Below are 14102 nucleotides of genomic sequence, written 5' to 3'. Positions count from 1 at the left end.
GCATCTTCTTGCCCTGCCGTTCCGAAAGGCTCGGTGTACTCAGGTTTTTCAACAGTAGGCGCATCTTCTTGCCCTGCAGTCCCGATAGGCTTGGTGTATTCAGGTTTTTCAACAGTAGGTGCTTCCTCTTGACCTGCTGTTCCGATAGGATCAGTGTATTCCGGAATTTCAACAGTAGGAGCTGGTTCGTCCCCCTTGCTTGTAGTTGGCTGACTCTCGTCAACCTTTTTCTCATCCTTTTTAGTAAAGACGGCTACGATAGGGCTGCTTGTGGTATTTCCTTGAATGGTATAAGCTTCAATGGCATTTCCAGCTTTGCGATTGGTTTCGTCAGGGATTGGGATTTGAACTTGATTGTCTTGGATTGATAGGATAGTCTGATCCCCACTTGTAACCAGATGCGTTTCATCCACCTTACGCAAAACTAGAGGATCTTTGACACCTGGGAAGGTCACTGCGATGGCTTCCCAATCTCCAGCTGGTAGGCTTAAGGAAATGGTTTTGTCATTTTCCTTAAGAGGCGCGATGCTAGGGCTATCTAAACCAACAGCTGGGGCTTTGATGATATCAAAGGAGTCTAGAGAGATTTTCTTGCGACCTTCTGGCGAATCTGGATCAACTTGTAATGTCAGGGTATGCGGACCGTCAGTGAGATTTGTAAATTCGCCAATAAAAGCTCTCTTTTCAGTTGCACCTGAAGTGTAGAAGTCTAGACTTGGCATTTCTTTGCCATCTAGTGTAACACGTGCTCGTCCAAGGGCAAGGCTTTTCAAACCATAGATACGAATGCCTGTACCAGTAAAGGAAATGGTTGCCTGAGCTTCTGAAGCAGTACTTGGGTCGCTGTTGTTAATATCAGCGTATTTTTCCGTACCACCGTAGAGTTCAGGGTCAGACCAGTCCTTAAACTGGGAACCATACTGGATACGCGAATCACGATCATCTATTTTTTCAATTGAATTGTCTGTTCCTGCTAGAATCTTGAAGTAGTCTAATGAAATTTTCGAGCGCTCACTACCACGTCCTTTGTGCTCACGTTTAACACGAAGAGTCAATGTGTGAGGTCTGTCAGATAATCCTGTAAAGCGGCCGATGAGGCTGCCTTTTTCAGTTGCCCCAGCAGTATGGAAATCAAGTTCTCCAACTTCTTTTCCGTCAATTTTAGCAGTAGCAAGACCTAGTTCGGACGATTTTAGTCCATAGATTTCGATACCAACACCAGTGAAAGGAATGGTGGCAGTGATGTCTTCGTCTGTGTAGTACCCTTTTGAAAGGTCAGCAAATTTTTCTGTTCCTCCAAATAATTCTGAGTCTGCCCAGTTTCCAAAGGCAGCTCCGTACTGGATACGGCTATCTCGGTCGTCCATCAACTCGCTATAGGTTTCAACAGTAACCTGTTCAGAAACTTGTGTGGCAAGTTCGCCCAGCATAGCCTTTACAGTATAAGTGTAGGCGAGTTGAGGATCCAGTGATCGGTCAATAAAGTGGGTTTGATTGGCTACAAATTCTCTGCTTGCAGAGGCTTGACCAGACGCGTCTTTCACTTGTCTTTGGATGACATAGTGGGTAGCGCCTTCTACTTGGTTAAAGGTAAGTTCGGCAGTGACTCCATTTTGTCGAACTGCTGTCAGACTGGTTACACGACCAGGGAAATGTTCAAAGGTAATGACGTCATCTTTTTGTGTTGCTAGTTGGATGCGGCCATCTTTGAGGATAGTTGCCTTTACTGCATTGCCATTGATCTTAACCTGACTGGCTTCGATATTTGGATAGTCTACAACTAGATCTCCACCGACATTTGAAAGGAAGGACAAGCTTTGAAGGTTTTTATCTTTCCACTTCATGCTGACTTCAAAGTTACCACGGGCAATTAAGCCAGAAACTTGACCGTCTTTCCAAGCATCTGGAAGGGCTGGCAATGGCGCAATATAGCCAGTATGAGATTGGAGGAGCATTTCTGCCATCCCACTAGTTGCTCCAAAGTTTCCGTCGATTTGGAAAGGCGCGTGGGTATCCCAAAGGTTTTCTAGGGTTGAGTATTTGAGCTGTTCAGCGAGTAAGCGATGGGCACGGTTACCGTCCAAGAGACGAGCCCAGAGGTTGATTTTATTAGCCTTAGACCAACCAGTACCACCATCTCCACGGTGGTTTAAAGTAGCACGCGCAGCCTCTAGGTATTCAGCCTGGTCCTTGCTAAAGAGCGTACCTGGGAAGAGACCAACTAGATGGGAAACGTGGCGGTGGTTATTTTCAATCCCTTCATTAGTGAATTGCGGACTGTCTTCTTCGTACCATTCCTTGATGCGGCCCTCATTGTTGATATGAAGTGGTTTTAGTTTGTCAAATTTAGCCTTGACCTCTGTGACTAAGTCTTGGTCGACTTTCAGATGGTTAGCGACTTCCATGTAGTCGTGGAATAGCTGCCAAACTAGCGACTGGTCAAAGGTGTTTCCGATGGTGATGGTACCGTGTTCTGGTGAGTAGGATGGAGAAGATACCCAACGGTCACTGGCCTGGTCATAATGCAAGAAGGAGTTCCAGAACTTAGCAGTCTCTTTCAACATAGGATAAATCTTTTCTTTGAGATAAGTCTCATCCTTGGTGAATTTATAGTAGTCATAGACGTTCTGCATCATCCAGGCATTAGCTGCTGGAGACCAACCCCAGTAGTAATTCCAACCAGGAGTTGTCCAACCAAATGGTGTTGCTTGAGTGTGGACCAGCCAACCATTTTCTTGTCCGTCTTTGGATTCGATACCTGCGTATTCCTTAGCAGCGATACGGCCGTAGTAACGCATGTCGTCAATATAATTGATCATTGGCTTGGCTGTTTCAGCAAGGTTGCTCATGTAGGCTGGCCAATAGTTCATTTGCAAATTGACATTGAGGTGGTAGTCAGCGTTCCAAGGTGGATTGTCTACAGCATTCCATACTCCTTGGAGGTTGGCAGGCAGGGCATCTGTCCGATCACGAGACGAACTAATCAGTAGATAACGTCCGTATTGGAAGAAGAGTTCTTCCAGTTTTTGCCCTTTGCTAGGGTTATAGCCTTGAAGGGCCTCTTTTGTCGTTTGAGTAGTCTTGGTTCCGCCTAGGTTTAGTTTAACGCGGTTAAAGAGACTTTGATAGTCCTTGATATGGGCCTTTTTTAGTGTCTCGTAGTCTTTGGCCTTAGCTGCTTCGACAATCCCTTTAACCGTTTTTTCGAGATCAATGTCTTTTCGATAATTGGTTTTTGGATTTTGAGCAAAATTAGTCTTGGCACTGAGATAGAGGGTTGCATAGCTTGCGCCTGTAACGGTTAGTGTCTCATCCTGAACAGTCACCTTTCCGTCCGTTTTAATTCCTAGATAGGATGCAAATTTTAGGCCGTTATCTTTGACAGTCCCCTTTAGAAGGATTCCGTTTGCATCTGTAGTGACATGACCGTTCTTATAGTTGGAATATTCCCAAGAGTAGTTGCCATTAGCAAGCAAGTCTTCTGTCAAGCTGTTCCAAAGGGTAAAGTCAAGTGTCTTGTTTCCTTTTTTGGTCAAGTGGGTCACAGTGACATCATCAGGATAGCTGGAGAAGGTTTCGCGTTTGAAGGTGGTCCCATCTTGGGTGTAAGAAGTTGTCGTAGTGGCTTCTGTGATATCCAAACCACGATGATAATCTGTTACAGTATCCAGCCCTTTTTTCTGGTTATTGAAGACCATGAAGATATCACCAAAGGCTAGGTAACGTCCATACTGGGCGTTGTTTGGTCCAACTAGATTTTGTTCAGCGAGCTGTTTTGCTTTTTGGCGGTCTCCAGCTTCGAGGGCTTTACGAATCTCCGCCAAGACCTTGTAGCGCTCCTGATAGTTCCCTCCGTTATAATCGGTGCTATCAGGTTGAGGACCTCCTGACCAGAGGGTTTTTTCGTTATACTGGATTCTCTCTTCCCCAATCAGACCAAAGACCTTGGCTCCCATCTCTCCATTCCCAACTGGGAGAGCCTGCTTTTCCCAACCGTCATAGGAAGGGGGTGTTGGTTGATCGTAGTTGAGTTGATAGTTTTCTTGCTTTGTCACTGGCAGTTCTGTCTTCTTGCTCTCCTTGTTTTCGTTTGTTTCTACAATAGCTTCTTCACTAGCTTGACTATTTGTCGTCTGAGTCTCCTCAGCTGGCTTGCTTTCGGAAACTACTGGACTCTCGGCTAGAGACGGATTTGTAGTTTCAGTAGCTTCAACTGCTTTGGGTTCACTATCAGGCTTAGTGATAGCTTCGACAGAGGTTGGTTCAGTTTGTTTGACCTCAACACTGTCTGCGGCTACAGTATGGTTGACTAGAAAAACAGCCCCCAGTAAAACAGAGGCAGTCCCAACCGTCAGCTTGCGGATGCTATAGCGACAGGATTTCTCCCAAAAGTGTTTTTTCATAAAACTCTCCTTTATTTATCCGAAATCGCTTACATTACATGAAGCAGTTTCGTTTATTTTGTTTCTATTTATCTCCTCACCTCCCATTCTAATGGTCGTTTAGCATTTGTCAAGAGCTTTTTAATAAGATACATATTTGCTGTTGTTTTTTCTTAAAATAGTAGAATAAGTAGCAAGCAGCTCCTCTTTTCCAACTATCAACTAGATCGTTTACTACTAAAAAACAGTTGAGAGTATCCCCAACTGTAGGTATTTATTTCGGATGTCTTTTGGCAAAGTCAACAAAGTGAAATTTTTCTAATTTATGGCGACTTTCGGTGAATTGAAACTGGCGCCCGTCTTGGAGATAGACTTTTGACTTGATTGAAACGACATAAGGGTCTTTGCCAATATCCATGAGAATCTTGTCTCGATCGCTAGTGTGGTCAATGGTGATTTCTTTCTGAGCATAATCAATAAGGAGTTTGAGGTTGTCCTCTATATACGAGTAGATAGACTGCTCAGCGATTTGGCGAGTGAGATTTGGGACCAGTTCCATATCCAGATAGTCCGTATCCAGAACCGATACCAGATCATCCACCACACGCTGGCGGACTACCTTCCAAACCATCCGAAACTCTGGAAAGCCGGTTATCAGTGAGGATTTTTTATCGATAATGATCTTGTCCAGGCTGACGACATTAGTCTTAGAGCGAAGTCCAAGTTCCTGGACCAGTTCTTGGTAGCTGGTTAGGTTGGAGACAGGGAAATTGACCGTTTCTTCTTTGACGACTTGGGAACCTTGCCCCCTTATCTTTTTGATCAATCCTTCCTCTTGGAGGAGGGACAGAGCTTTTCGGACGGTGTCACGGCTCACCTGATACTGATTCATGAGGTCGTGCTCACTGGGGAGGAAATCTCCGACAGCGTAAGTCTCGTTTTGAATGGTTTTTTGGATTTGCTTAAATAGTTGTTGGTATTTTTTCATTTTGCTTCCTTAAATGAGTTTTGAGTCTTATTCTATACATACTTATATCTATTTTACCATACAAGTGCTAGAAAATATCCAAAAATATCCTCTTTTTATCACAAACAAGTTGCGTACAAGTTTGGTATCGTTTACAATAGAGCTATCAAGTCAAGCTTGCTTTGACAAATATAAGGAGAATCAAATGGGAAAATTTGAACAAGAAGCTAAAGATCTGCTTCAGGCGATCGGAGGCAAGGAGAATGTCACTGCTGTCACCCACTGTGCGACACGGATGCGTTTTGTTCTCGGAGACGAAAAGAAGGCCAATGTCAAGGTCATCGAGTCGATTCCAGCCGTCAAAGGGACCTTTACAAATGCGGGTCAATTTCAGGTGATTATTGGGAATGACGTGCCGATTTTTTATAATGATTTTACAGCTGTTTCAGGCATTGAGGGTGTCTCCAAAGAAGCAGCCAAGTCCGCAGCTAAGAGCAATCAAAACCTGGTCCAACGTGTCATGACCACTCTAGCAGAAATCTTTACGCCGATTATTCCAGCCTTGATTGTTGGTGGTTTGATCCTCGGTTTCCGTAATGTCTTGGAAGGTGTTCATTGGTCGATGTTGGATGGCAAGACCATCACAGAATCCTCTCAGTTTTGGGCAGGGGTTAATCACTTCCTCTGGTTGCCTGGTGAAGCTATCTTCCAGTTCTTACCAGTAGGGATTACCTGGTCTGTTTCTCGTAAGATGGGAACCAGTCAAATCTTGGGAATTGTACTCGGAATCTGTTTGGTTTCACCTCAGTTGCTCAATGCCTATCTAGTAGCTTCTACTTCAACCGAAGAAATCGCAGCCAACTGGGTATGGAATTTTGGCTACTTTACTGTTAATCGTATCGGTTACCAGGCTCAAGTTATCCCAGCCTTGCTTGCAGGCTTGAGTCTGTCTTATCTTGAAATTTTCTGGCGCAAGCATATCCCAGAAGTCATTTCCATGATTTTTGTGCCTTTCTTGTCATTGATTCCAGCTTTGATTTTGGCTCATACTGTATTGGGGCCAATCGGTTGGACAATTGGGCAAGGACTTTCAGCAGTTGTGTTGGCAGAATTAACTGGTCCTGTTAAGTGGCTCTTCGGTGCGGTTTTTGGCGCCCTCTACGCTCCATTTGTCATCACAGGTCTTCACCATATGATCAATGCCATCGACACACAATTGATTGCGGATGCTGGTGGAACTGCCCTCTGGCCAATGATTGCTCTTTCTAATATTGCCCAAGGTTCTGCTGTATTTGCCTATTATTTCATGCATCGTCATGATGAGCGTGAGGCTCAAGTTTCACTTCCTGCAACCATTTCAGCCTATCTCGGTGTTACAGAACCAGCCCTCTTTGGGGTTAATGTCAAATACATATATCCATTTGTAGCTGGGATGATTGGTTCGGCCCTTGCCGGCATGTTGTCCGTTACTTTCAATGTAACGGCGGCTTCTATTGGTATCGGTGGTTTGCCAGGTATCCTCTCTATTCAACCTCAATACATGCTGCCGTTTGCAGGAACCATGCTAGTTGCTATTGTTGTACCAATGCTCTTGACTTTCTTCTTCCGCAAAGTCGGTCTCTTTACAAAGACAGAGGATGATACAACCTTACAGGCAGAATTTGCTGCCCAAGAAGAGGCAGAATTTGTCAGTCATGAACCAGTAACCCTTGCTCCAGTAGAAATTGTCAGCCCACTTGCAGGTCAAGTAAAAGAATTGAGTCAAGCGACAGATCCTGTTTTTGCATCAGGTGTTATGGGACAAGGTCTAGTCATTGAACCAAGCCACGGTGAGTTGACTTCTCCAGTCAATGGGACAGTAACGGTTCTTTTCCCTACTAAGCATGCTATTGGCATTGTCTCTGATGAGGGGGTAGAATTGCTCATTCACATCGGTATGGATACAGTAGGTCTTGATGGCAAAGGTTTTGAAAGTCTTGTAGCCCAAGGAGACCACGTCACAGTAGGTCAGAAATTGATTCGTTTTGATATGGATGTCATTAAGGCTGCAGGTCTCGTGACAGAAACTCCAGTTATCATCACTAACCAAGATGCTTATACAGCGACTATCACTGGAACTTATCCAACAGCTATCCAAGCTGGGGAAGCTCTCATGGTCGCTACACGAATCTAATTAAAATAGCACAAATAGGGAAGGAACACAGGTTCCTCCCTTTTATCAGAAAAGGAGAAACAGATGACACTTGATAAAAGAAAAGTAGTCTATCAAATCTATCCAAAATCATACAAAGACACCACTGGAAATGGTATTGGGGATTTCCGTGGAATTATTGAAAAAATCCCCTATCTAGCCAAACTGGGCGTGGATATGGTCTGGCTCAATCCGTTCTATCCAAGCCCCCAACGGGATAATGGCTACGATATTTCAGATTATATGTCAGTGGATCCTCTTTTTGGTGATATGGCTGATTTTGAGGAGATGGTGCGTGTCGGTAAGGAGCATAAGATTGACTTTATGCTGGATATGGTGCTCAATCATTGTTCGACAGAACACGAATGGTTTCAGAAAGCCCTAGCTGGTGATCAGTACTACCAAGACTTTTTCTTCATCCAAGACCAACCGACAGACTGGCAGTCTAAATTTGGTGGCTCTGCCTGGGCACCTTTCGGGGATACGGGGAAATATTACCTCCACCTCTTTGATGAGACCCAGGCTGACCTTAATTGGCGCAATCCCAATGTCCGTAAGGAGCTTTTCAAGGTTGTTAATTTCTGGCGTGACAAGGGGGTCAAAGGTTTCCGATTTGATGTGATCAATTTGATTGGCAAGGATGAGGTCTTGGTGGACTGTCCTGAAAATGAAGGGAAGCCAGCTTACACAGACAAGCCCATCGTTCATGACTATTTGCGCATGATGAACCAAGCCACTTTTGGAACAGATGATAGTTTTATGACAGTTGGGGAAATGTCCTCTACAACCATGGGAAACTGTGTCCTCTATTCTTCGCCTGACCGTCAGGAATTATCCATGACCTTTAATTTCCATCATCTCAAGGTGGATTACAAGGACGGACAAAAGTGGACTTTAGCTCCCTTTGATTTCGAAGAGTTGAAAAGTCTTTATCATAGCTGGGGCAAAGAGATGAGTGACAAAGACGGCTGGAGCGCTCTTTTCTGGAACAATCACGATCAACCACGCGCCTTGAATCGTTTTGTCGATATTCAACATTTCCGCAAGGAAGGGGCTACCATGCTAGCAGCCAGCATTCACCTGTCACGTGGGACGCCTTATATCTACATGGGTGAGGAAATTGGGATGGTTGACCCAGACTATGATTCCATGGCTGATTATGTGGATGTAGAGTCGCTTAATGCTTACCAGATGCTCTTAAAAGAAGAGAAAAGTCAGGAAGAAGCCTTCCAGATTATTCAGGCTAAGTCACGAGATAATTCACGCATTCCCATGCAGTGGGATGCTTCAGAAAATACTGGTTTCACAAGAGGAACTCCATGGCTGAAGGCAGGAAAATCCTACCCTCAGATCAACGTAGAAAATGAAATCCAAGGCCCAATTTTTACCTTCTACCAAAACTTGATTCGACTTCGTAAGGAAATGCCTATTATCTCAGAAGGAAGCTACAAACCGGCCTTTGAAGACAGTAAGCAAGTCTATGCCTTTGAACGCCAGTATGAGAATGAAAAGTTACTAGTCCTCAATAACTTTTATGCCACAGAAGTGGAAATCGACTTGTCAGTGGTCTACCAAAATGGACAGATTTTGCTTTCTAACTATGAAGCTACAGAAGTGGCTGAGAAAATTCTTCTCAAACCTTATCAAACACTGGCTATTTATGTAAAATAATACTCTTCGAAAATCTCTTCAAACCGCGTCAGCTCTATCTGCAACCTCAAAACAGTGTTTTGAGCAACCTGCGGCTAGCTTCCTAGTTTGCTCTTTGATTTTCATTGAGCATAAACGCAGCAAGGAGCTCTCTTTCATCGAAATGCAGGGCTCCTTTTTTGTCGCCTATTACCCTTCTTGAAAGCGTAAAACAAACTAGTCAGGAAAGTCACTTTGTGGTATAATATAGAAGACTCAAAAAGAAACAGGAGAAAAAGAATGGATTTACTTTTAGCAATTATCTTGATTGTGCTAGCTTTTCTAGGAGGAGCTCTTGGAGGGATGTACTTGGTTCGTAAGCAAATCGAAAAAGAATTTGCGGACAACCCACGTTTGAACGCTGAGGCAGTTCGTGCTCTCTTGAGCGCAAATGGTCAAAAACCAAGCGAAGCCAAGGTACAACAAGTTTACCACCAAATCATCCGCCAACAAAAAGCAGCCCTTGCTAACAATAAAAAAAATAAATAGGAAAAGTCTGGGATGAAAGTTCCAGACTTCTCACTATGTTCAATAGTTCTCAAGGATAAGACTTTTTCCTTGCATTCTATTGATATTTAATTATGATTAAGAGAGAGGCAGTTGCCATTCTATCAAGCTGTCTATCCGTTTATTCAGGATAAAAAATCATGATGAACTATCAATCAGAAAAAGACTAGAAAGAAGACTGTATGGATAATCGACCAATTGGTTTTTTGGATTCGGGTGTCGGGGGCTTGACTGTTGTTCGTGAGCTCATGCGCCAGCTTCCCCATGAAGAAATCGTCTATATTGGAGATTCGGCACGGGCGCCCTATGGTCCCCGTCCTGCTGAGCAAATTCGTGAATATACTTGGCAGTTGGTCAACTTTCTCTTGACCAAGGATGTCAAGATGATTGTCATTGCTTGTAATACTGCGACTGCGATCGTCTGGGAAGAAATCAAGGCCCAACTAGATATTCCTGTCCTAGGCGTGATTTTGCCAGGAGCTTCGGCAGCTATCAAGTCCAGTCAAGGCGGGAAAATCGGGGTCATTGGAACACCCATGACGGTACAATCAGACATCTACCGTCAGAAAATCCATGATTTGGATCCAGACTTACAGGTGGAAAGTTTGGCCTGTCCCAAGTTTGCTCCCTTGGTCGAGTCTGGTGCCTTATCAACCAGTGTAACCAAGAAAGTAGTTTATGAAACCCTGCGTCCCTTGGTCGGCAAGGTGGATAGTCTGATTCTAGGTTGTACTCATTATCCGCTCCTTCGCCCTATCATCCAGAATGTCATGGGACCAAAGGTTCAGCTCATCGATAGTGGGGCAGAGTGTGTACGGGATATCTCGGTTTTGCTGAACTATTTTGAAATCAATCGTAGTCGAGATGCGGGACCTCTTCAACATCGTTTTTACACAACAGCCAATAGCCAAAGTTTTGCCCAAATAGGAGCAGAATGGCTGGAAAAAGAGATTCATGTGGAGCATGTAACATTATGACAAACAAAATTTATGAATACAAGGACGACCAGGACTGGTATGTTGGTGTCTGGGACGTCTATGGAGGCATCTACAGTCTCATCAAAGATCCGCTTGAGCTTGATTTTATGGATTTAGCGCGGATTTTTCGCGATGAGGAAAATGGCTTTCCAATTACGATAACGGTGATGCGCTGGTCTTCTAACTTCCGTCTGCTCTCCTTTATCGTTGAGATTTTAAATGCGGAAGCTGGCCGCAATCTGGAAGTCATCCAACGTCAGGGAGCCCTGCTCTTGGTTGAAAATGGGCAACTCCTGCATGTAGAATTGCCTAAAGAAGGAGTTGATGTAGAAGCCTTCTTTGAAACTAGCAAGGTTAGAGAAACTCTGCTCATTGCGACTCGTAACGAGGGCAAGACCAAGGAATTCCGAGCTATCTTTGACAAACTAGGCTACGACGTGGAAAATCTCAATGACTATCCTGAGCTGCCTGAAGTAGCAGAAACAGGCATGACCTTTGAAGAAAATGCCCGGCTCAAGGCAGAAACCATTTCCCAATTAACAGGCAAGATGGTTTTGGCAGATGACTCAGGTCTCAAAGTCGATGTCCTCGGCGGTTTGCCAGGTGTCTGGTCAGCTCGTTTTGCAGGTGTAGGAGCAACCGACCGTGAAAACAATGCCAAACTCTTGCACGAATTGGCCATGGTCTTTGACCTCAAGGACCGCTCGGCTCAATTCCACACAACCTTAGTCGTAGCCAGTCCAAACAAGGAAAGCTTGGTTGTTGAAGCTGACTGGCCAGGTTATATCAACTTTGAACCCAAGGGTGAAAATGGCTTTGGCTATGATCCCCTTTTCCTTGTGGGAGAGACAGGTAAGTCAGCAGCTGAATTAACCCTGGAAGAAAAAAATAACCAATCCCACCGTGCCTTAGCAGTTAAGAAACTTTTGGAGGTATTTCCATCATGGCAAAGCAAACCATCATTGTAATGAGTGATTCCCATGGCGATAGCTTGATTGTGGAAGAAATTCGTGACCGCTATCTGGGTAAAGTCGATGCCATTTTTCACGATGGTGACTCAGAACTCCGTCCAGATTCTCCGCTCTGGGAGGGTATCCATGTCGTAAAAGGAAACATGGACTTTTATGCTGGCTACCCAGAACGTTTGGTGACACAACTTGGTCCGACCAAGATTATCCAGACTCACGGACACTTATTTGATATCAATTTCAACTTTCAAAAGTTGGATTACTGGGCTCAGGAAGAAGAAGCAGACATCTGTCTCTATGGTCACTTGCATGTGCCAAATGCTTGGATGGAAGGAAAGACACTCTTTTTAAATCCAGGCTCCATCAGCCAACCACGAGGAACCATCAGAGAATGCCTCTATGCCCGTGTGGAAATTGATAACAGCTATTTTAAAGTAGACTTTTTGACACGTGATCATGAGATTTATCCAGGCTTGTCCAAGGAGTTTGCTAGATGATCGCTAAGGAATTTGAAGCATTTTTACTGGAGCAGGAAGAGACTTTTCTTACTCCTGCAGAGAATTTAGCAGCTTTGATTGATACCCATAACGCTGACCATGCAATTTTGGTACTGAGTCAAATTACCTACACGCGTATTCCTGTTGTGACCTTTGACAAACGCTTTGTCGGAACCATTGGCCTGAGAGATATTTTGGCTTATCAAATGGAGCAAGGTTTGACGGATGAGCAGATGGCAACGATAGATATCGTCAATATGACCAAGACAGATGTAGCAGTCGTTGCTCCAGACTATAACATCACTGAAGTCCTCCATAAACTGGTGGATGAACCCTTCTTGCCAGTGGTAGATGATGAAGGAATTTTCCAAGGAATCATCACGCGCAAGTCCATCCTCAAGGCCGTCAATGCCCTCTTGCATGACTTTAGTAAGGAATATGAGATTCGATGCAAATGAGAGATAGGATTTCAGACTTTTTAGAGGGAAAGCAGGGCTTGTCTGCCAATTCCAAGCAGTCTTATAAGTATGATTTGGAGCAATTTTTAGACATTGTAGGTGAGCGGATCTCTGAGACCAGTCTCAAGATTTACCAATCCCAGCTAGCCAATCTAAAAATCAGTGCCCAGAAGCGAAAGATTTCGGCCTGTAATCAATTTCTCTACTTTCTCTATCGAAACGGAGAAGTGGACAGCTTTTACCGCCTGGAATTAGCCAAACAAGCTGAAAAGAAGATTGAAAAATCAGAAATTCTAGACCTAGACTCTTTTTGGCAGGAAAGTAATTATCCAGAAGGACGCTTGTTGGCGCTTCTTATCTTGGAAATAGGGCTCTTGCCAAGTGAGATTTTAGCCCTTAAGGTTGCAGATATCAATCTGGATTTCCAGGTGTTGCGAATTAACAAGGCTTCCCAACAGAGGATTGTCACTATTCCTACGCCCTTGATTTCAGAGTTGGAACCCTTGATGGGACAGACCTATCTCTTTGAAAGGGGAGGGAAAGCCTATTCTCGTCAGTGGGCCTTTCGTCAGCTGGAGTCCTTTGTCAAGGAGAAAGGTTTCCCAGAACTATCAGCCCAAGCCCTACGTGAACAGTTCATTCTAAGACAAATAGAAATGAAGGTCGATTTGTACGAAATTGCAAAAAAACTAGGATTAAAAACAGTCCTGACCTTAGAAAAATATAGATAATGGATATTAAATTAAAAGATTTTGAAGGGCCCCTGGACCTGCTCTTGCACTTGGTTTCTAAGTATCAGATGGATATTTACGATGTGCCGATCACAGAAGTCATCGAACAGTATCTAGCCTATGTCTCAACCCTGCAGGCCATTCGTCTGGAAGTAACGGGCGAGTATATGGTTATGGCCAGTCAGCTGATGCTGATCAAGAGTCGCAAGCTCTTGCCAAAGGTAGCAGAAGTGACAGATTTGGAGGATGACCTAGAGCAGGACCTTCTCTCTCAAATCGAAGAATACCGCAAGTTCAAGCTCTTGGGTGAGCACTTGGAGGCTAAGCACCAAGATCGGGCCCAGTACTATTCCAAAGCGCCAACAGAGTTGATTTACGAGGATGCGGAGCTTGTGCATGACAAGACGACTATTGACCTTTTTTTGGCTTTTTCAAATATCCTAGCCAAGAAAAAAGAGGAATTTGCTCAGAATCATACAACTATCTTGCGGGATGAGTATAAGATTGAGGACATGATGGTCATCGTAAAAGAGTCCTTGACTGGACGAGACCAGTTGCGCTTGCAGGATTTGTTCAAGGAAGCCCAGAATGTCCAAGAGGTTATTACCCTCTTTTTGGCAACCCTAGAGTTAATCAAAACTCAGGAACTGATCCTCGTGCAAGAGGAGAGTTTCGGAGATATCTATCTCATGGAAAAGAAGGAAGAAAGTCAAGAGGCACAAAGCTAGACTTGAT

At 44.2% G+C, this 14102-nt stretch carries 11 protein-coding genes; 9 read left to right on the top strand and 2 right to left on the bottom strand.

The annotated features are described in order from the left end of the window. Together K1I53_RS08680 and treR are read right to left on the bottom strand one after the other, a co-directional pair. Positions 1 to 4403, bottom strand: a 4403-nt coding sequence (locus K1I53_RS08680) for an SIALI-17 repeat-containing surface protein (RefSeq protein ID WP_223329096.1), incomplete at its 3' end; no start/stop codon positions are given. Between the two features lie 253 nt (positions 4404 to 4656). Then, positions 4657 to 5370 carry a trehalose operon repressor gene (treR, locus tag K1I53_RS08675; protein ID WP_000760677.1) on the bottom strand — a complete coding sequence of 238 codons (714 nt, stop codon included), beginning with the start codon at positions 5368 to 5370 and terminating at the stop codon, positions 4657 to 4659. A 184-nt stretch (positions 5371 to 5554) separates the two neighbouring features. On the opposite strand from treR, the gene treP reads away from it, so the two are divergent. From treP to K1I53_RS08630, 9 genes are all read left to right on the top strand, one after another. Then, on the top strand, positions 5555 to 7522 hold the full coding sequence (treP, locus tag K1I53_RS08670) for a PTS system trehalose-specific EIIBC component (RefSeq protein ID WP_223329095.1): 1968 nt from the start codon (positions 5555 to 5557) through the stop codon (positions 7520 to 7522). A gap of 63 nt (positions 7523 to 7585) precedes the next feature. After that, positions 7586 to 9211, top strand: coding sequence for an alpha,alpha-phosphotrehalase (gene treC, locus K1I53_RS08665; protein WP_223329093.1), 1626 nt, complete (start codon positions 7586 to 7588; stop codon positions 9209 to 9211). Positions 9212 to 9469: 258 nt separating this feature from the next. Further along, on the top strand, positions 9470 to 9718 hold the full coding sequence (locus K1I53_RS08660; protein ID WP_223329092.1) for a YneF family protein: 249 nt from the start codon (positions 9470 to 9472) through the stop codon (positions 9716 to 9718). Positions 9719 to 9918: 200 nt separating this feature from the next. Next, the gene (gene racE / locus K1I53_RS08655; protein WP_125425160.1) at positions 9919 to 10713 is read left to right on the top strand and encodes a glutamate racemase; all 795 of its coding nucleotides are present in this window, start codon (positions 9919 to 9921) and stop codon (positions 10711 to 10713) included. Next, positions 10671 to 11681, top strand: a complete 1011-nt coding sequence (locus tag K1I53_RS08650) for a nucleoside-triphosphate diphosphatase (RefSeq protein ID WP_440138138.1) — start codon at positions 10671 to 10673, stop codon at positions 11679 to 11681. Before racE ends, K1I53_RS08650 begins: the two co-directional genes overlap by 43 nt. Further along, complete coding sequence (locus tag K1I53_RS08645) at positions 11657 to 12178, top strand: metallophosphoesterase (RefSeq protein ID WP_223329090.1); 522 nt, start codon at positions 11657 to 11659, stop codon at positions 12176 to 12178. The genes K1I53_RS08650 and K1I53_RS08645 overlap by 25 nt, the downstream gene beginning before the upstream one ends. After that, positions 12175 to 12636, top strand: a complete 462-nt coding sequence (gene cbpB, locus K1I53_RS08640) for a cyclic-di-AMP-binding protein CbpB (protein ID WP_084868929.1) — start codon at positions 12175 to 12177, stop codon at positions 12634 to 12636. Before K1I53_RS08645 ends, cbpB begins: the two co-directional genes overlap by 4 nt. Continuing rightward, positions 12633 to 13367 (top strand): site-specific tyrosine recombinase XerD, encoded by a 735-nt coding sequence (gene xerD, locus K1I53_RS08635; RefSeq protein WP_317628097.1) that lies wholly within the window; start codon positions 12633 to 12635, stop codon positions 13365 to 13367. Before cbpB ends, xerD begins: the two co-directional genes overlap by 4 nt. Next, entirely contained in the window at positions 13367 to 14095 is a 729-nt protein-coding gene (locus tag K1I53_RS08630) for a segregation/condensation protein A (RefSeq protein WP_223329087.1), read from the top strand. Before xerD ends, K1I53_RS08630 begins: the two co-directional genes overlap by 1 nt. The last annotated feature ends 7 nt before the right edge of the window (positions 14096 to 14102 follow it).

The sequence above is a fragment of the Streptococcus oralis genome (assembly GCF_019929365.1).
In the GTDB taxonomy this organism is placed as follows: Bacteria; Bacillota; Bacilli; order Lactobacillales; family Streptococcaceae; genus Streptococcus; species Streptococcus oralis_BT.
This window is presented reverse-complemented; position numbering and strand designations above follow the sequence as displayed.